This window comes from Rossellomorea sp. LjRoot5 (assembly GCF_964253455.1).
Taxonomy (GTDB): domain Bacteria; phylum Bacillota; class Bacilli; order Bacillales; family Bacillaceae_B; genus Rossellomorea.
The window spans coordinates 957,413-976,747 of the sequence record NZ_CAXUQN020000001.1; the positions used below are offsets into that span (position 1 = coordinate 957,413).

Consider the following 19,335-nt stretch of genomic DNA (forward strand, 5'->3'; position numbering starts at 1 on the left):
TTTCTATTTAGACACATTATGGCGATTGTGGCGAAGTGGTTAACGCACCTGATTGTGGTTCAGGCATTCGTGGGTTCGATTCCCATCAGTCGCCCCATATTTAGTGCGGGTGTAGTTTAGTGGTAAAACCTCAGCCTTCCAAGCTGATGATGAGGGTTCGATTCCCTTCACCCGCTCCAATTCATTTTTGGGCCTATAGCTCAGCTGGTTAGAGCGCACGCCTGATAAGCGTGAGGTCGGTGGTTCGAGTCCACTTAGGCCCACCATTATATTATTCCGCAGTAGCTCAGTGGTAGAGCTATCGGCTGTTAACCGATCGGTCGCAAGTTCGAATCTTGCCTGCGGAGCCATATTTGGAGAAGTACTCAAGTGGCTGAAGAGGCGCCCCTGCTAAGGGTGTAGGTCGGGCAACTGGCGCGAGGGTTCAAATCCCTCCTTCTCCGCCATTAAGGCCCATTGGTCAAGCGGTTAAGACACCGCCCTTTCACGGCGGTAACACGGGTTCGAATCCCGTATGGGTCATTATGAAGAGACTATCATTGTTGATAGTCTTTTTTTGTTGTTCAAAGCAGCACTTTGCCTTGAAATGGAGCTGTTGTAATTATGTTTAATATGTAAAATGTGGTTCTAGGTTTCTGCGTCGATGGATATATTATCGACTTTTCCCTCCCTTCATTCGACACCGCTATTTCAACTTCCAAGCAACCAAAATCCTATACAAAATACCGGAATCCCTCTATATTTCCTACAAATATTAAATTTTTTCACAAAAAAACTTTCGACAAATTCCGCTAAGATTTCAACGTATTTCCCCTATGTTTTTACAATGTAAACCTTGCCATTTAGAATAAAATTCCAAATTTGAACTTTTTCAATGTAAGCATGTAGTAAATTGTCGTAATTGAACGACGATTATAAAGAGGATTTTGGTGATGTTGTTAGAAAGTAGTTAAGTAGATTGAAAAAATGTAGGTGAGATGATGAACGCAATGACCATAACAGATTACGATGTGTTTTTGTTTCATGAGGGAAATTTGCAGCAGGCCTATCAGTTTATGGGTGCACATGTGAGAAGGGATTCCACTGGGACCTATACAGAATTTTGCGTTTGGGCACCGAAAGCAAGGCATGTTTCATTGGTGGGTTCCTTTAATCAATGGAATGGGAATGGATACGATTTAAAAAAGCGGAACAGTGAAGGTCTGTGGACGATTCGAGTCGATAAAGATCTGACGGGAGAAACGTATAAGTATGAGATTACGACTCCCCTGGGGACAAAGAAGCTAAAGGCGGATCCGTACGGGTTTGCCTCTGAAAAGCGCCCTCATACGGCAAGCATCGTGTATGAGCTGGAGGGCTTTGCATGGGAAGATGAGAAGTGGCTCGAGGACCGTTCAACCACTACGATATACGACAAGCCTATGACGATTTATGAGGTTCATTTAGGTACGTGGAAGAAGGAAGCAGGAACGTTTCTATCTTATAGGGAATACGCGCAGCAATTGATTCCCCATGTGAAAGAGCAGGGATTCACCCATATTGAGCTGCTGCCAGTCACGGAGCATCCATTTGACCGTTCCTGGGGTTATCAGGGTACGGGTTATTATTCCCCTACCAGTCGCTACGGCTCACCACATGATTTGATGGCATTTGTGAACGAATGTCATTTACATAATATTGGCGTGATCCTGGATTGGGTCCCAGGTCATTTTTGTAAGGATGCGCATGGGTTATATGAGTTTGATGGTTCGTTTGCCTATGAGTACAGTGAGGAAAGGGACCGGGAGAATTATACGTGGGGTACGGCGAACTTTGATTTAGGCAAAGGGGAAGTGAGAAGCTTCCTGATTTCCAATGCCCGTTTCTGGATGGATCAGTATCATATCGATGGCTTCAGGATCGATGCGGTGGCGAACATCATCTATTGGGCGAATCAAGGTGAGCTTACGCCGAATGAAGGTGCCATACAGTTTTTGAAAAACTTGAACAAGGCCGTTTTTGAGTGTGATTCTTCGATTCTGATGATTGCAGAGGATTCTACGGACTGGCCACAGGTGACGTCTCCTGTTCATTATGGAGGACTTGGATTTAATTATAAGTGGAATATGGGATGGATGAATGACGTCCTTAAATATATGGAAACCGATCCATCTGAACGAAAGAATGTGCATTCTCTCATTACGTTTTCGTTGTTATATGCGTTTTCAGAGAATTATGTTCTTCCCTTCTCCCATGATGAAGTGGTGCATGGGAAGAAGTCGTTATTAAATAAAATGCCGGGGGATTACTGGCAGAAATTCGCTCAATACCGGTTGCTCCTCGGCTTCATGATGGCTCATCCAGGAAAGAAACTTCTGTTCATGGGAAGTGAACTGGCGCCGTTTTCAGAATGGAAGGACCTTGAGGAATTGGATTGGCATTTACTGGATTACGAATTTCATCACAAATTCAATTCATATTTTAAAGAGCTAATGCATTTATATAAAGGTGCTGAGCCATTATTTCAGATGGATCATCGTTCAGATGGATTCGAGTGGGTTGATGTCAATAATGCAGAGCAGCAGATTTTCTCTTTCATCCGTAATGGGATAGAGAAGGGAAATCATCTTGTGGTAATCTGCAATTTCAGTCCACATGTGTATCACCAGTATAAGGTGGGAGTGGATAAGGTTTCTTCTTATGAAGAGATTTGGAATAGTGATGATGAAAGGTTTGGAGGTTCCCATCAGGTGAATCCCAACCCGCTTACCGTGCACAATGAACCGTATCATGGAAGAGATGGGTATGTGGAAATGACGATTCCACCATACGCAGCCGTTTATTTAAGACCAACCGAGTGAAAGGGGAGAAGATTTAATGACAAAAGGTAGATGTGTGGCCATGTTGTTAGCAGGTGGAAAAGGGAGCAGGTTAAGTTCATTGACGAAGAGTCTGGCGAAACCGGCCGTACCATTTGGAGGAAAGTACCGTATCATTGATTTTACCCTGAGCAATTGTACGAACTCAGGCATCGACACTGTCGGCGTTCTTACCCAGTACCAGCCTCTGGTATTGAATTCTTATATCGGGATCGGGAGTGCGTGGGATCTTGACCGCAGAAACGGTGGCGTGACCGTGCTGCCCCCTTATGCTGAATCATCTGAGATGCGCTGGTATACGGGGACGGCAAGCGCCATTTATCAGAATATGAATTACCTAGAACAATATGATCCCGAGTTCGTATTGATTCTATCGGGGGATCACATATACAAAATGGATTATAGTAAAATGCTTGATTATCACATCGAGAAAAAAGCAGATGTCTCGATTTCAGTCATTGAAGTGGGATGGGATGAAGCGAGCCGTTTCGGACTAATGAACACGAATGAGGATATGCGTGTCACGGAGTTTGAAGAAAAACCGCCTTTCCCGAAAAGCAATCTTGCGTCGATGGGTATTTACATCTTCAACTATTCAGTGTTGAAGGATTTTCTGGAGATGGATGAACGGAATCCAGATTCGAGCCATGACTTTGGGAAGGATGTCATTCCTCTCCTCCTTGATGAGAAGAAGAAACTGATGGCTTATCCATTTGAAGGCTATTGGAAGGATGTCGGTACGGTCAAGAGCCTTTGGGAAGCGAATATGGACCTGATAGATGAACAGAATGAACTGAACCTGTTCGATCATGATTGGAGAGTGTATTCGGTTAATCCGAATGAGCCTCCTCAATATATTTCAGAAGAAGCCCATGTGGAGGGATCTCTTGTAAATGAAGGATGTACGATTGAAGGAACAATTCAAAAGTCCGTCCTCTTCCAGGGAACAACGGTAAAAAAGGGAGCGCATGTCAGTCGTTCAGTCATTATGCCGGACGCAGTCGTTGAAGAAAATACCTATATCGAGCAGGCGATTGTGCCTTCGAATGTAAAGGTTCCAAAGGGCTTGTGCATCATGCCGGAAGAGGGATCCGATGAAATCATCCTGGTGACGGAATCATTCATTGAAGCACTGCTGGAACAGGAAAGAGTGTAAGGTTCAAGACCATCTTAACAACATTAGAGGAGGAGAAGTGTTTTGAAAAATACGATGCTTGGTGTTATCGACGCTACGAGTTACTATGATTCCCTGGAGGATTTATTGTTACATCGCTCATTAGCGGCCCTTCCCATAGCCGGCAGATACCGATTGATTGACTTTGTCCTTTCCAATATGGTGAATTCCGATATCGGCAGTGTGGCGATTTTTCCAAAGTTTCAATACAGATCGCTGATGGATCATCTTGGATCAGGGAAGAACTGGGATCTGAACCGGAAGCGGGATGGCTTGTTTTTCTTTCCTGCTCCTGGGTTGGAAGCGAATGAAGAGGGTGTCGGATCCTTTAATCACTTTGCCCATCATATGGACTATTTCAGACGCAGTAAACAGGAATACGCCCTGATCAGCAATTGCTTCACGTTATGTAACATCGATTATCAACCGGTACTCGAGCGTCATATCCGTGTCGGTTGTGATATAACGGAAATGCGGCACAATGGCAGCTCACTAGAAATGTACTTAGTAAAAACGTCTACACTGATTGATTTGATCGAGAACAGGCGTGAAACGGGCTATACTTGTATGCAGGATGTGGTGGACGACATGGATAGCGGATTTAAGGTGTGCGGATATGAGCATGAAGGATTTGTTCAAACGATTGCTTCCATTGGAGAATACTATGAGGCCAGCATGAAGCTTATGAACTTATCCTATTGGAAAGAGCTGTTCAAGAAAGATATGCCCATTTATACGAAAGTGAAGGATGAGCCGCCGACACGCTACACATCAGCTGCAAGTGTGAAAAATAGCATCATCGCCAATGGATGCTTTATTGAGGGCAAAGTGAAAAATTCTACCATGTTCAGAGCGGTGAAGGTCGGCAGGAATACCACCATTTCTAACAGCATCATTATGCAGAAGAGCCAAATTGGAGATAACTGTGTACTGGAGAATGTGATTCTGGATAAAGATGTGAGAATAGAAGATGGCGTCAAGCTTATCGGAGAAGCAAACAATCCAATTGTCATTCGCAAAGGGATGATTCAAGGAGCGCTGATGAATTCGTGAAAGTGTTATTTGTAGTATCTGAGTGTGTCCCATTTATTAAATCCGGGGGCTTGGCGGACGTTGCAGGCGCTTTGCCCAAGGAGTTAAGAAGTTTAGGCACGGATGTCAGGGTGATTCTGCCTAAATACGGCGGGATCCCTCAAGAATTCCGTTCCAGAATGAAACGGAAGAAAGAGTTTTTCGTGTCAGTAGGCTGGAGAAATCAGTATTGTGGAATTGAAGAGTACAGTGAAAATGGCGTGACATATTATTTTGTGGATAATGAATATTATTTTAACCGGGAGCGTTTATACGGATACTTTGACGATGGGGAGAGATTCTCCTATTTTACAAGGGCAGTGTTGGAAAGTATCGCTGTTCTTGATTTCTATCCTGATGTGATTCATTGTCATGACTGGCACACGGGCATGGTGCCGTTCCTACTCCGGAGCGAGTATCAGGAGAGACCGGGCTACTCATTTATCCGCAGCGTATTCACGATTCATAACCTGCAATTTCAAGGAATCTACCCTAAACAGGTGATGACCGACTTATTAGCTATCCCGGAGAAGTATTTTCATCATGAGTACCTCGAGTTTTATGGGAATATCAATTTCATGAAAGGCGCGCTCATTTCTTCTGATTTCGTCACCACGGTGAGTCCTACCTATAAAGAAGAAATCCTCACGCCTTACTACGGGGAAAAGCTTCATAATATACTTGGCCAGCGGTATAACCAATTATTAGGGATCCTCAATGGGATTGATGATGAAGTGTATGATCCTGATGACGGGGAGTTTCCTTTCTTCAGCGGAAATCTTCAAGGAAAGAAGCAGGCGAAGCAACATCTGCAAAAAGGCCTGGGCCTCGAGGAAAATGAAGGAATCCCTCTTGTGTCCATCATTTCGAGACTGACGAACCAAAAGGGTCTTGAACTCATCAGGGGCGTCTTTCATGAGATGATCCAGGAAAATGTCCAGTTTGTCCTGTTGGGGACAGGTGATTGGGAGTTTGAACAGTTCTTCAGGGAAATGGAGTGGACGTATCCTGATAAGGTCAGGGTACAGATCGGCTTCAATGAAGAATTGGCAAAACAGATTTATTCTGCCAGTGATCTGTTCCTGATGCCCTCCAAGTTCGAGCCTTGCGGGCTGGGACAGTTGATTGCCATGAGATACGGAGCCCTGCCACTTGTAAGGGAGACAGGCGGACTGAACGATACCGTTGAATCCTACAATGAGGAGACGAAGAGCGGCAACGGCTTCTCCTTCAAAAACTTTAATGCTCACGATATGCTTTACACCTATCGAAGAGCCCTATCGTATTTCCACGAAGATCCGGAAACATGGACTCATATTGTACGTAACGCAATGAATAAAGATTATAGTTGGGCCCAATCGGCCTTTAAGTATAATCAACTATACGCTGACCTTGTATCAAGGAGTGAAAGCCATGTTTTCTGATCCGATTGAATTCAAAGAATTGTTTCTGAAGAAGCTTGAAATGATGTATGGAAAGACGTTCCCTGAGTCCACCAGTCAGGATCAGTTTTTCACATTAGGTCATTTGATTCGTGAATATATTTCGATGAACTGGATCCATACGAATGAGCAGTACCGGTTCAATAAACAAAAGCAAGTGTATTATTTATCCATCGAATTCCTGCTCGGGCGTCTGCTCCGGCAAAATCTGACGAATCTGGGGATTTACGATATTGTGGATAAAGGTCTTCAGGATCTTGGAATCGACCTTGCGGAAATGGAAGAGGTCGAGCACGATGCAGGCCTTGGAAATGGCGGCCTTGGCCGTTTAGCTGCCTGCTTTCTGGATTCCCTGGCTTCCCTTAATTTACCCGGCCATGGATATGGTATCCGTTATAAGCATGGATTGTTTGAACAAAAGATCGTGAACGGATTTCAGATGGAGCTTCCGGAACAGTGGCTGCGTCATGGACATGTGTGGGAGGTCCGCAAATCAGATCTTACCGTCGAAGTGCCTTTCTGGGGGAAGGTGGAATCATATACTGAAAAGGATGTCTTAAGGTTTCGACATGTAGATGCAGAAATCGTCGCGGCGGTTCCTTATGATATGCCTGTAGTGGGGTTTGAAACGTCGACGGTCAATACGCTTCGTTTATGGAGTGCCGAGCCTGCGGCCTATAAAGCGGGAAAAGATATGATGAAATACAAACGTGATACGGAAGCCATCACAGAATTTCTATATCCTGACGATACCCATGAGGAAGGGAAGATCCTGCGCTTGAAGCAGCAATACTTCCTGGTGTCAGCAAGTATCCGATCCATTCTGGATTCGTACCTTTACCGAAATGGGGATCTGAAGGAACTGCATGAGAATATTTCAATCCATATCAATGATACCCACCCGGTTCTTGCCATCCCCGAACTGATGAGGGTCCTTCTGGATGAATACTCCTTTGAATGGGAAGAAGCCTGGGAAATCACGACGAATACATTCGCCTATACAAACCATACGACTCTGTCAGAAGCACTGGAGAGATGGCCAATCCGTATATTCCAGCCCCTCCTGCCCCGCATCCACATGATTGTGAATGAAATCAATGAACGGTTCTGCAGGGAATTATGGAAAGAGTATCCCGGTGAGTGGAAGCGGATAGAGGACATGGCGATCATCTCACATGATGAAGTTAAAATGGCCCATCTTGCGATTGTAGGAAGCTTCAGTGTGAACGGTGTGGCAAAGATCCACACGGAAATCCTGAAGCAGCGGGAAATGAACTTATTTTATCAATATTATCCTGGGAAATTTAATAGTAAAACAAATGGAATCACCCATAGAAGGTGGCTCCTTAATAGCAATCCATCCCTTTCGAATCTGATTACCTCTTCGATAGGGGAGGAGTGGATCAAAGACCCTTCCAAACTGGTGAAGCTGAAGGAGTATCACCATGATACGGCATTCCTGAAAGACCTGTATGATGTGAAGCAGGGAAATAAACAAAAGCTTGCCGGGCTGATATATGAAAGCAATGGAATCATCGTCGATCCGTCCTCGATATTCGATATCCAGGTGAAGCGGCTTCATGCGTACAAACGTCAGTTAATGAATGTGTTGCATATTCTTCACCTGTATAATCGCTGTGTGGAAGATCCGGGATTTGATTTTCATCCACGGACATTCATTTTTGGGGCAAAGGCGTCCCCTGGATACTATTATGCCAAAAAGATCATTAAACTGATCCACTCGGTAGCAGATCTCGTGAATGATCATCCACTTGTGAAGGGGCGCATTAAAGTCGTGTTCCTTGAAAATTACCGGGTGTCCCTTGCAGAAGAGATCATCCCGGCAGCTGACTTGTCCGAGCAGATATCGACGGCCAGTAAGGAAGCGTCGGGTACGGGGAATATGAAGTTCATGATGAACGGGGCTTTGACCCTTGGGACACTTGACGGTGCGAATATTGAGATCCTCGAACAGGTCGGGAGGGACAATATCTTTATATTCGGATTAACGGCTGAGGAAGTGATGAAATATCAGCACCATGGAGGCTATTACGCCATGGAGTACTTCCACTACGATACAAGGATCAAAAAGGTGTTGAACCAATTGATCGATGATACCCTGCCGGATGCAGGTGATCATTTCGAAACCATTTATGACTCGTTACTGACTGAGAATGATCAATTCTTTGTGTTAAGGGATTTCGATTCCTATGTAAGGGTTCATGAACAGGCAGGAAAGGCGTATGAAAACAAAGAGCACTGGTCACGGATGTGCCTGCAGAACATTGCCAATTCCGGCTATTTCTCCAGTGACCGGACAATCGAGCAATATGCGAAGGACATATGGGGCATTGCACAGGGGAGTTTAACGAAATAGAAAAAACGCTTGGGAATCGAATCCCAAGCGTTTTTTCTATTTTTTCTTCTTATCGGAAACGTAGCTGTCCCCATCTTTATAAGGGATGTCACCCAGTGGTGATTCCATATCATTCTCATCGAGCATGTCCTCATACTCTTCATGTGTCTTCGACGGATAAGCTTTACGGTTCGATCCTTCCATGTCGGTCCCGACGAATGATTCAAAATCCTCGGTGAACCCTTCCGAAGTGTCCTCATCCTGATACAGGTCTGAGTAATCCTCGTGATCCCCTTCAAAATCGGATGGGGTTTCAGATGTCCCGAAACGGCCGACTTCCTGGAAACTGTCCTGGTCGTCACGCACGTTCCCATCTGTTTTATGTCTGAATTCGTTATCGACAGGCGGTTGCAGTACATCTTCTTCTACCGGCCTATCCTGGGGTGTCGACTTCTCTGGTGTATGTTCCTTACAATAAAGAGTCGTCGGAATGACTTCGAGACGCTCGTAAGGGATATCCTGTCCGCATTCTTTACATTGACCATACGAACCGGCTTCAATCGCGTGCAGGGCTTGCTGGATTTTATCCAGTTCAAGCTTCGCATGGTCGTCGATGGCGAAATCCTTCTCCCGTTCATATAACTCTGTACCCATATCGGCAGGATGATTATCATAAAGGGAGAGTTCTCCTGTGTTATCGCGTTCATTTGTATGGTGAAGATTATCTAAATCCTGATGTAAGTGTTCTTTTAACTGCTTTTCCTGTTGCACCAATTCTTGTTTTAAAGTCTGTTTTTGACTGTCTGTTAGCAATTTCTTCACATCCTTCATTATGTTCGCTTAAATCTTGTCCTAACCATACTTTATCCGAAAGTGGGATGGTTAAAACATAAAAAAAAGAGTCGACCCGGATTTGTCGGGTCGACTCTTTGCCTTTCTACAGCATATAAGCAAGTAATAATCCAATGGATAACAGGAAACCAAAGATGGTATTTGTTTGTGCGGTTGCTTTCATGGCGGGCATCATTTCGATGGGGTGTGATTTCCCGATGAATCCTTTTGTTGCTTTGATGGCTTTAGGGATGCTCAAGAAGGCTACGAACAGCCAAGGTGATGAGATCCCCGTTACGACCAATCCGATGATCCAGGCGTAGGATACGACAAACATACTGCCTAAGAGGATGATGGCGCCTTTTTTTCCTAACAGGATCGCAATGGTTTTCCGGCCGTTTTCTTTGTCTCCATCGAGGTCGCGAATATTGTTGGCCAATAATATGGAGCCTACCAATATGGAAACCGGAATTGAGATGAGTACGCTGTCCCCATTGATGTAGCCGGTCTGGATGTAAAATGAGATGATGATGATCACAAATCCCATGAAAAATCCAGCTACGATTTCGCCGAATGGTGTGTAAGCAATTGGCATTGGTCCGCCAGTATAAAAGTACCCCGCTGCCATGCACACTATTCCTATGAGAGCCAGCCACCATGTACTGTTAAGACAGATATAAATCCCTAACAGAAGGGCGATCCCGTACAGTGAAAAGGCAAGATTGATGACCGTTGATGGTTTGACACCATTACGGACGATCGCTCCGCCGATCCCGACCGAGTGTTCAGTATCGAGGCCTCTTTTATAATCATAATATTCGTTGAACATATTCGTCGCCGCCTGAATCAACAGGCAGGCAACCAGCATGGCTGCGAACAGCAACAGGTCCACTTTCGTAAATTGCAACGCGAGTACCGTCCCTAATAGTACAGGTACAAATGCTGCTGTAAGAGTGTGGGGCCGGGTCAATTGCCACCAGATTCTCCACCCTTTATCTGATTCCAACACGTTGGATGCTTGTTGTTCCATCATTCTCTCTCCCTTACGTAACAAGGAATTTTCAGAAAACATTACAATTCCTTTACAGATTAAAGTGTAGGTAAAGGGAAGTAGACTGTCAATCATTTTCTACAAATTCGTGAAGGTTCTATTTTCCAGTAATTGAGGACTTTTACAAAGCTTTTGGTTTCTCAAAAGAAGAAAAAGGGTTTATTATATATATAATAAGGATAAATATTGTAAACATGTCTTGAACTCCGTTGACACACCATAAGTACAGGTGTATCTTATAGTAAGTTTGACTATTGTACGTGATTTTGTTTGGGGGAATTCAATTGGTTACCATCCATAAGACCAATATTGAAAAAGCATATGATACAGCAAGAATGAAGGCTAAACAAATACATCGCCCCGTCCTTCTCAGTATAGTGGAGGAAGTTGATGCCGTGGATCCTCTTTCTTTTTATTATGGAGGAAACTCCTTTCATGGAGAGCGCTTCCTATGGAAGGACCGCGATCATACCATCACATTGGTAGGGCTCGGAGCGGCTCAGATTCTGTCTACAGATGAAAAAGAAGAGCGCTTTTTTACCGTTGAGAACGAGTGGAAGCGCTTTATCCGGGAATCTGTGATCGTGGCGGGGGATAAATGGGCAGGAACCGGTCCACTATTATACGGCGGGTTTCGTTTCGACCCGATGAACGATAATAGTGAAGAGTGGGATCATTTCTCTACTGGGACATTCCAACTCCCGATGTTCATGTTAACAAAGCCTGAAAAAACGAATTATTTGACGATGAATGTCATCTGTCATCCGGATGAGGATGAAGGCTTATTCCAAGAGCGTATCAGATTGAAAGAAGAGCTTCTTGCAAACGCCCGAAAGGCCATCATCCCTGAACGCCCTGAGTGGACTGGGAACCGTGATGTAAAACCTGAAGAATGGAAGGAATCCGTCCAGAGTGTAGTGAATCGCCTGCAAAAGGGTGAGATGGATAAAGTCGTCCTTGCGAGAAAATGTGAAGTGTCATTCGACCAACAGGTGTCATCTGATTTCGTATTGGACAATCTGTGGAAGCAGCAGCCCGACAGCTTCGTCTTCAGCTTTGAATGGGAAGGAAGCTGCTTTATCGGCGCAACTCCGGAACGACTCGTAAAGAAAACAGGGGGAGAAATCCTCTCCACCTGCCTTGCAGGTTCGATTGCCAGGGGGGATACCTTGGAAAGTGATGAGAAACTTGGGGAAGAGCTGCTCGAGGATGAGAAGAACCGGTACGAACATCAGCTTGTTGTGGACAACATCCAACAGGCCCTCAACCCGTTTTGTGACACACTTTCGATTCCTTCTACGCCACAGCTTATGAAGCTTAAGGATATCCAGCATCTCTATACACCGGTCATCGGAGAGGCATCTGAGCATACGTCGCTTTTGAACCTTGTTGAAAAATTACATCCCACTCCCGCACTGGGTGGCGTACCGAGGGACAAAGCGATGCATGTGATCAGGCAGGAGGAAAATATGGACCGTGGTCTATATGCTGCTCCCATCGGTTGGATCGATGCCTATGGAAATGGTGAATATGCCGTCGCCCTTCGCTCAGGCCTCCTGCAGGGAGACAAGGCCTACTTGTATGCAGGGTGCGGAATCGTAGCCGACTCAGAGCCTGAAAGTGAATTCAAGGAAACACAGATGAAATTTCGGCCGATGCTCCGGGCATTAGGGGGAACCGTACATGATTGATGAACATCAGAAGAACCTGACAGATTATTTAGCGGCCTTCATTGAAGAATTGGTTGGAAATGGAGTAGACGAAGTCGTCATCAGTCCCGGCTCTCGTTCTACTCCTTTAGCGTTGTTATTCGCCCACCATCCCGGGGTGAAGACGTATATCAATGTGGATGAACGCTCTGCGGCTTTTTTTGCATTGGGGATCGCCAAGGCTAAGAAAAAGCCCGTCGCCATCCTTTGCAGTTCCGGGACGGCCGGAGCCAATTACTATCCTGCTGTCATTGAAGCTCGCTATGCAAGGGTGCCCCTCATTGTGCTGACAGCGGATCGGCCCCATGAACTGAGGGAAGTGGGTGCCCCTCAAGCCATTGATCAGATCGATCTTTACGGGAAACACGTGAAATGGTCCATCGACATGGCATTGCCTGAAAACATCCCGTCCATGCTGCAATATGCACGATCCTCTGCTGTCAGGGGCGTAGCTCTTTCAACGGGATATCCGGAAGGGCCGGTTCATTATAATTTCCCGTTTAGGGAACCGTTGATCCCGGATTTACAAAAAGTTGAACTCTCAATCGGGAAACCGGGAAAAAGAGTCCTTCAAGGAGAGCGACAGTTATCTCCTGACTTCAAGCATGAACTTCAGGAAACATTAGGGAATTCAAAGCGTGGCCTCATCGTGTGCGGCCCCGGTCTAAGCGAAGAGGCTGTTCCGTCCATCATACGATTTGCCGAAGAATATGCACTGCCGATCGTTGCGGATCCACTGTCCTTCATGCGGAGCGGGAACCATTCTAAAGATAATATCATTGACTGCTACGACACGTTCTTACGAATTGATGAACTGAAAGAATCACTACATCCAGATCTCATTATCCGTTTCGGTGCCATGCCTGTATCGAAGGCGCTTATGCTGTTTATGAAAGGCCTGACGGATATCCCGGCCTGGGTTGTGAGTAAAGGGGAAGAGTGGCAGGACCCGACGGCACGCGGTACCGATTTTATTCACTGCGGGGAAAACCTGTTCTGTCAAAGCTTTATGGATCAAAGTGGGAAAAGAAATAGGGCATGGCTTGTTGAGTGGAAGCATGTCAATAAGGAAACGAAGAGTTTACTCGTCAAGGGTCACCAATCCTGGGATGAAGGAATGGCGGTCCATCAGTTGATACAGCATTTGCCTGAAGGAGCGACCCTGTTTTCCAGCAACAGCATGCCAATCCGTGATTTGGATACATACTTTTTCACGAATGACCTGTCCCAGCGGATCTTTGCCAACCGCGGAGCCAATGGAATTGACGGTGTGGTATCCACGGCTCTCGGCATGAGTACAATATCTCAGCCAATGTATCTCCTGATTGGGGATCTCGCTTTTTTCCATGATCTTAATGGGTTATTGACAGCGAGGAAATATCAATTGGATATGACGATTGTGGTGATGAACAATAATGGGGGCGGAATCTTTTCCTACCTGCCGCAAGCAGGTGATCAGACTCACTTCGAAGACCTGTTCGGAACCCCGATGGACTTGGAATTTGCTCATGCAGCCAAACTATACGGAGCACATTATTTCCATGTTGGAAGCGGGGAAGCATTCCTCCCGGCTCTCCAGGAAGCAGAGCAAAGCAAGGGAATAAAGATCATTGAAGTTGTGACCAATCGGGAAGAAAATGTAGCAAATCATCGTAAATTGTGGAATTTTGTTTCCCGGGAAATGACTCAGAACCTTAAGGGTGAAAATCTTGATTCTTCAAATAGATGATATCCGTTATTTTGTAGAAGTGAAGGGGGAGGGAGACCCTTTGGTTTTCCTTCACGGCTTCACAGGCGATACAACAACGTGGTCCAGGGTCACCGATCAATTGTCTGCTACATATCGATGTGTCAGCATTGATTTGATTGGTCATGGTCGTACGGAGTCCCCGAAAGACGTCACAAGATACACAATGGAGCGGGTTGCAGAAGATATCTGCAGCCTTCTAGATGAGCTCGAAATCGACAACGCAGTGTTGGTCGGGTATTCAATGGGTGGGCGTATCGCACTTCACTTCAGCTTGGCTTATCCTGAAAAAGTGAAGGCATTGATATTAGAAAGTGCCTCTCCCGGATTGAGGACGAGTGAAGAAAGAGAAGAGCGACGGAAGAAGGATCATGCATTGGCGGACAGAATAGAAAGTGAAGGCATTAAAGACTTTGTCGACTTCTGGCAGGAGATTCCCCTGTTCGCCTCTCAGAAGAGACTATCGGATAGAGAACGTTCCGATATCAGGCAACAGCGACTGAGGCAATCGGTCACAGGCTTATCCAATAGCTTGAAAGGGATGGGTACCGGGGCACAGGATTCTTTATGGGACAGGCTTGGTGAACTAACATTTCCAGTCCGGTTACTCGTGGGAGAACTGGATCATAAGTTCGTTCATATTGCAGAAGAGATGAAAAAGCTCAATCCCGATTTTCAAATCCTGACATTTTCCAACACCGGGCATGCAATTCATGTGGAAGAATCGCGAAAGTTTGGTACAATAATAGAGGAACTACTTTTTACTACATAAAGGAGGAACAAACCAATGGCTTTTGAATGGGTTTCAGAAAGAAATTACGAAGATATTTTATACGAAACATACAATGGAATCGCTAAGATCACGATCAATCGACCAGAAGTTCACAACGCATTCCGTCCTAAAACCGTCATGGAACTAATCGATGCATTTGCTTATGCACGCGACGATTCCAAGGTTGGTGTCATCGTTTTAACAGGTGCAGGTGAGAAAGCGTTCTGTTCAGGCGGAGACCAACGTGTACGCGGTCATGGCGGATATGTTGGGGAAGATGAAATTCCTCGCTTGAATGTATTGGACTTACAGCGTCTGATCCGCGTTATTCCTAAGCCGGTCATTGCAATGGTAGCGGGTTATGCGATTGGAGGCGGACACGTCCTTCACGTCGTATGTGATATTACGATTGCAGCAGACAATGCAACCTTCGGACAAACAGGTCCTAAAGTAGGAAGTTTTGACGCTGGATACGGTGCAGGATATCTTGCACGCATCATCGGTCACAAGAAAGCGAAAGAAATCTGGTACCTATGCCGTCAATACAGTGCTCAGGAAGCGCTTGATATGGGCCTTGTAAATACAGTGGTTCCATACGAGCAACTTGAAGCGGAAACGGTTCAATGGGCATCAGAAATGCTTGAGAAGAGCCCGACTGCCCTTCGTTTCTTGAAAGCTTCATTCAACGCAGATACAGATGGACTGGCAGGTCTGCAGCAGCTTGCAGGTGACGCTACCCTTCTCTACTACACAACAGAAGAAGCAAAAGAAGGACGAGACGCATTCAAAGAAAAGCGTAAGCCGGACTTCGGACAATTCCCTCGTTTCCCTTGATTTGAGGGTGGCCTGATGAATCTGATATGGATTCATCGGGCTTTTTTAAATGAAAAGTGAACCAATACGAAAGGAATGGAGAATGACAGGATGACAACACAGGAATTACCTAACTGGCTTAAACAACGAGCATTTTTAACCCCTGACCGGATGGCTTTAACGAATGGGGATGTGGAGTATACATTTGGTGAGCTGTGGGAAAAAGCCATTTCGATCGGGGAACAACTACATACCATCGTAAAACATTCGTCTCATCCTTTTTTGGGACTCATGATTAAAAACAAAGTGGAGTCTGTCTTACTTGTGCATGCCATTCAACAGCTCGGTTTCACGACTGTACTCTTAAACAATAAGTTAAGTGAAAGTGAACTTTCTTTCCAGATTCAAGATATGGGATTAGGGACGGTCATTTATGATGATGAATTTTCAGGGAAACTTTCTTTTTTAGGGGAAGACGCGGTCGGAGTCTCTTTCTCTCAATTATTCGACACTGTCCCGACAGGCTTTGAGGTGAAGGATCATTTTCAGTTAGATCAAGCATGCTCGGTCATGTACACATCAGGTACGACGGGAGCGCCAAAGGGGGTCCTTCAATCGTACGGGAACCATTGGTGGAGCGCCATTGGGTCTTCCCTGAATCTTGGTATAAATGAAAATGATACATGGCTTTGTTCTGTACCCCTTTTTCATATCAGTGGTTATTCAATCCTGATGCGAGGTGTTATTTACGGAATGAACGTGCGTCTGTTTGAAACCTTTGATGTGGAAGGGATCAACCGTGAATTAATGTCAGGGAATGTCACCATCATGTCGGTTGTCAGCAATATGCTCTCCCGTTTGATGAGAGGCATGGGGGATGAAACCTATCATCCAAGTTTCCGCTGCATGCTGTTGGGTGGTGGTCCTGCGCCACTTCCATTACTGCAGAAGTGTGAAGAAAAAGGGGTCCCGGTCTTCCAAACCTATGGAATGACAGAAACCGCCTCTCAAATTGTGACATTGGCACCAGAGTACAGTATGTCTAAGCTCGGATCGGCCGGAAAGCCCCTCTTTCCTTCTGAATTAATGATCAAGAAAAAAGAAGGTGCGAATCAAGAAGGGGAAATCCTTGTGAAAGGGCCGAATGTGACGAGTGGCTATTACCGGAGAGAGGAAGCCAACGCCAAAAGCTTTGAATCGGGCTGGTTTCATACGGGGGACATCGGATATGTGGATGAAGAAGGGTTCTTATTTGTCCTGGACAGGCGTTCGGACTTGATTATTTCCGGCGGGGAAAATGTGTATCCAGCTGAAATCGAGAGTGTCCTCCTCAGCTGTGACGGGGTGGAGGATGCAGGAGTGGCAGGCATTACAAGTGACGAATGGGGACAGATTCCGTGTGCCTTCATTGTGAAAAAAGATCATCTGACAAAAGAGGATATTATAACACATTGCAAGAAGAACCTGGCGTCTTATAAACGTCCGAAAAAAATGGTGTTTGTCGATGAACTTCCACGAAATGCGTCAAACAAACTGCTGAGAAGAGTGTTAAGAGAGCAGTGGGAAAAAGGAATGGTCGCCGATGAAGATTAAATCCATCACCCTTCACGTTATTTCCATGCCTTTAAAAAGTCCATTTGTGACCCATCTTCAAACGGTTAAAGACCGCGAAGGCATCATCGTCGAAGTCAAGGACAGAGATGGAATGTGCGGACTGGGGGAAGGAGTCGCCTTTTCCACACCGTGGTATACAGAAGAAACGGTCAAAACATCCTATCATATGCTGAAGGATGTCTTGATCCCCCTTATGAACAGCCGGCCTTTTCACCATCCTGAGGAAATCGGGAAGCGGTTTGAAGCCGTCCGGGGAAATGCCATGGCGAAGGCTGCCCTTGAAATGGCCTTATGGGATCTTTATGCGAGGCAGCAAGAGGTGCCATTATGGAATATGATCGGCGGGACGCGTAAAGAAGTACTTGCCGGGGCTGTAATCGGAGCTGGCTCGGTTCCAGAGATGGTCACGCAGGCTGAAGACCTTGTGCAAGAAGGATATCAACGAATAAAGCTGAAAATTTCTCCAGGGGCCGATGTGGAAATCGTAAAAGAATTGAGATCCCATTTTCCAAAGCTTTCCCTTTTAGCTGATGCGAATTCAGCGTATAGTCTTGAAGATATACCCCGGCTTCAAGCATTAGATGAATTCGATTTAGAGATGATCGAGCAGCCCCTTGGCATCGACGATTTAGTGGAACATTCTTTACTGCAAAAGGAGATAACCACGCCAATCTGTCTCGATGAAAGCATCGTTACCCCCCACGACATGAAGAGTGCGATTCATTTGAATAGCTGTGGAGTGGTCAACATCAAGCTTGGCAGGGTCGGGGGATATACGAGTGCGCTTGAGATCTATCGGTTGTGCCGGGAAAACGGGATAAAGGTTTGGTGCGGCGGGATGATTGAATTCGGGGTTTCCCGGGCTCATAATCTGGCGCTTTCAACCCTTGAAGGATTCCGGGTTCCTGGTGACATCTCTTCCTCCTCGAAGTATTGGGAAGAAGACATCATTACCTCACCGATTGTTGTGAGAAATGGTGTGGTGGAACGTTTGGAAGGCAGCGGGATCGGAGTGGAGCTCAATAGAAAGCGCTTGAGTGCCGTGACACTGTTTAAGGAATCCTTTCCATTCAATGAAAAGCATGTTTAGTCGATCAACAAAGATATAAGCCAGAGAGCACATGCTCCCTGGCTTTCTTTCATTTAAAACGGATTCGTGGCCCATTGAAGGGATTGTTTGATAAAGATCCTCTGGTGTAATTTCAGCTGTGATACCATATGCTCTGCCAAATCCTCGGGCTGCATATACTTTTCTTTGTCAGCTTCCTCAAGCTTGTCTCCAAAGGTCAGGTCCGTTGCCACCAGGCTAGGATTCAAGGTCATGACACGGATGTTATGTTTTCGGACTTCCTGCATCAGCGCCTCCGTCATCCCTTGGACGGCGAACTTGGATCCACTGTATGCCGTGCTTCCCTCAGTGCCTTTCAAGCCGCTGCTTGAAGAGATATTGATGATGTCCCCCCGGTTCTTCTCGATCAGCTGGGGCAGGACGGCACGGGTGACATAATAGGTGCCGAATACATTGACCTCAAAGGTCCGTTTCCACTCTTCCGGATTGATTTCGAGGAATGGACCGTACGTTCCGATACCTGCGTTATTGATTAAGATGTCTGCAGGACCCAGGTCATTTTTAAGTTTTGAAACGGCCATATCCACTTGGTCCATATCGGAAATATCCGCTACAGCCACACTGGCTTTCACTCCAAGGGATCGAGCTTCCTCTGCCACTTTTGCCAGGGTGCTTTCTGTGCGTGCGATCAACCCGACATGCACGCCTTCACGGGCAAGCTCTAATGCGGTCGCCTTTCCGATTCCGCGGGCAGCCCCCGTAATATAAGCCGTTTTGCCTTTAATCGATTGTGCCATCTTCCATCATCCTTTCAATCAGGTTCTATCG

At 45.8% G+C, this 19,335-nt stretch carries 14 protein-coding genes and 6 tRNA genes; 17 read left to right on the forward strand and 3 right to left on the reverse strand.

Translation table 11 applies throughout. From position 1 onward, the window contains the following. Positions 1 to 21: 21 nt before the first annotated feature. From ACSQ2E_RS04845 to ACSQ2E_RS04895, 11 genes are all read left to right on the forward strand, one after another. A tRNA-His gene (locus tag ACSQ2E_RS04845) sits at positions 22 to 97 on the forward strand. A gap of 8 nt (positions 98 to 105) precedes the next feature. Next, a tRNA-Gly gene (locus ACSQ2E_RS04850) sits at positions 106 to 179 on the forward strand. Between the two features lie 10 nt (positions 180 to 189). Further along, positions 190 to 266, forward strand: a tRNA-Ile gene (locus ACSQ2E_RS04855). 9 nt (positions 267 to 275) lie between these two features. Continuing rightward, a tRNA-Asn gene (locus ACSQ2E_RS04860) sits at positions 276 to 350 on the forward strand. Between the two features lie 5 nt (positions 351 to 355). Further along, positions 356 to 446, forward strand: a tRNA-Ser gene (locus tag ACSQ2E_RS04865). Positions 447 to 450: 4 nt separating this feature from the next. Beyond that, positions 451 to 522, forward strand: a tRNA-Glu gene (locus ACSQ2E_RS04870). Positions 523 to 977: 455 nt separating this feature from the next. Continuing rightward, positions 978 to 2,840, forward strand: a complete 1,863-nt coding sequence (glgB, locus tag ACSQ2E_RS04875; RefSeq protein ID WP_435989515.1) for a 1,4-alpha-glucan branching enzyme — start codon at positions 978 to 980, stop codon at positions 2,838 to 2,840. 16 nt (positions 2,841 to 2,856) lie between these two features. Continuing rightward, the gene (locus tag ACSQ2E_RS04880) at positions 2,857 to 4,014 is read left to right on the forward strand and encodes a glucose-1-phosphate adenylyltransferase (RefSeq protein ID WP_435989516.1); all 1,158 of its coding nucleotides are present in this window, start codon (positions 2,857 to 2,859) and stop codon (positions 4,012 to 4,014) included. Positions 4,015 to 4,056: 42 nt separating this feature from the next. Next, positions 4,057 to 5,085 carry a sugar phosphate nucleotidyltransferase gene (locus tag ACSQ2E_RS04885; RefSeq protein WP_435989517.1) on the forward strand — a complete coding sequence of 343 codons (1,029 nt, stop codon included), beginning with the start codon at positions 4,057 to 4,059 and terminating at the stop codon, positions 5,083 to 5,085. Then, positions 5,082 to 6,527, forward strand: a complete 1,446-nt coding sequence (gene glgA / locus ACSQ2E_RS04890) for a glycogen synthase GlgA (protein WP_435989518.1) — start codon at positions 5,082 to 5,084, stop codon at positions 6,525 to 6,527. The genes ACSQ2E_RS04885 and glgA overlap by 4 nt, the downstream gene beginning before the upstream one ends. Then, positions 6,517 to 8,922, forward strand: a complete 2,406-nt coding sequence (locus ACSQ2E_RS04895; protein WP_435989519.1) for a glycogen/starch/alpha-glucan phosphorylase — start codon at positions 6,517 to 6,519, stop codon at positions 8,920 to 8,922. Before glgA ends, ACSQ2E_RS04895 begins: the two co-directional genes overlap by 11 nt. A 36-nt stretch (positions 8,923 to 8,958) precedes the next feature. Here ACSQ2E_RS04895 and ACSQ2E_RS04900 read toward each other — a convergent pair whose 3' ends face one another. Both ACSQ2E_RS04900 and ACSQ2E_RS04905 read right to left on the reverse strand, forming a co-directional pair. After that, positions 8,959 to 9,723 carry a TraR/DksA C4-type zinc finger protein gene (locus ACSQ2E_RS04900; RefSeq protein WP_435989520.1) on the reverse strand — a complete coding sequence of 255 codons (765 nt, stop codon included), beginning with the start codon at positions 9,721 to 9,723 and terminating at the stop codon, positions 8,959 to 8,961. A gap of 115 nt (positions 9,724 to 9,838) precedes the next feature. After that, entirely contained in the window at positions 9,839 to 10,762 is a 924-nt protein-coding gene (locus tag ACSQ2E_RS04905) for a 1,4-dihydroxy-2-naphthoate polyprenyltransferase (RefSeq protein ID WP_435994391.1), read from the reverse strand. Between the two features lie 305 nt (positions 10,763 to 11,067). On the opposite strand from ACSQ2E_RS04905, the gene ACSQ2E_RS04910 reads away from it, so the two are divergent. The 6 genes from ACSQ2E_RS04910 (at position 11,068) to menC (ending at position 18,528) form a co-directional block, all read left to right on the forward strand. Further along, positions 11,068 to 12,474: an isochorismate synthase gene (locus ACSQ2E_RS04910; RefSeq protein WP_435989521.1), complete on the forward strand. Its 1,407-nt coding sequence runs from the start codon at positions 11,068 to 11,070 to the stop codon at positions 12,472 to 12,474. Continuing rightward, complete coding sequence (gene menD, locus ACSQ2E_RS04915; protein ID WP_435989522.1) at positions 12,467 to 14,221, forward strand: 2-succinyl-5-enolpyruvyl-6-hydroxy-3-cyclohexene-1-carboxylic-acid synthase; 1,755 nt, start codon at positions 12,467 to 12,469, stop codon at positions 14,219 to 14,221. The genes ACSQ2E_RS04910 and menD overlap by 8 nt, the downstream gene beginning before the upstream one ends. After that, positions 14,193 to 15,011, forward strand: coding sequence for a 2-succinyl-6-hydroxy-2,4-cyclohexadiene-1-carboxylate synthase (gene menH / locus ACSQ2E_RS04920; protein ID WP_435989523.1), 819 nt, complete (start codon positions 14,193 to 14,195; stop codon positions 15,009 to 15,011). Before menD ends, menH begins: the two co-directional genes overlap by 29 nt. Positions 15,012 to 15,026: 15 nt before the next feature. Continuing rightward, positions 15,027 to 15,845, forward strand: a complete 819-nt coding sequence (gene menB / locus ACSQ2E_RS04925; protein WP_435989524.1) for a 1,4-dihydroxy-2-naphthoyl-CoA synthase — start codon at positions 15,027 to 15,029, stop codon at positions 15,843 to 15,845. Positions 15,846 to 15,935: 90 nt separating this feature from the next. Then, on the forward strand, positions 15,936 to 17,417 hold the full coding sequence (locus ACSQ2E_RS04930) for an o-succinylbenzoate--CoA ligase (RefSeq protein WP_435989525.1): 1,482 nt from the start codon (positions 15,936 to 15,938) through the stop codon (positions 17,415 to 17,417). Next, a complete protein-coding gene (gene menC / locus ACSQ2E_RS04935) occupies positions 17,407 to 18,528 on the forward strand; it encodes an o-succinylbenzoate synthase (RefSeq protein ID WP_435989526.1) in 1,122 nt (373 codons plus the stop codon). The genes ACSQ2E_RS04930 and menC overlap by 11 nt, the downstream gene beginning before the upstream one ends. 53 nt (positions 18,529 to 18,581) lie before the next feature. Here menC and ACSQ2E_RS04940 read toward each other — a convergent pair whose 3' ends face one another. Further along, a complete protein-coding gene (locus tag ACSQ2E_RS04940; RefSeq protein WP_435989527.1) occupies positions 18,582 to 19,304 on the reverse strand; it encodes a 3-ketoacyl-ACP reductase in 723 nt (240 codons plus the stop codon). Positions 19,305 to 19,335 lie beyond the last annotated feature (31 nt).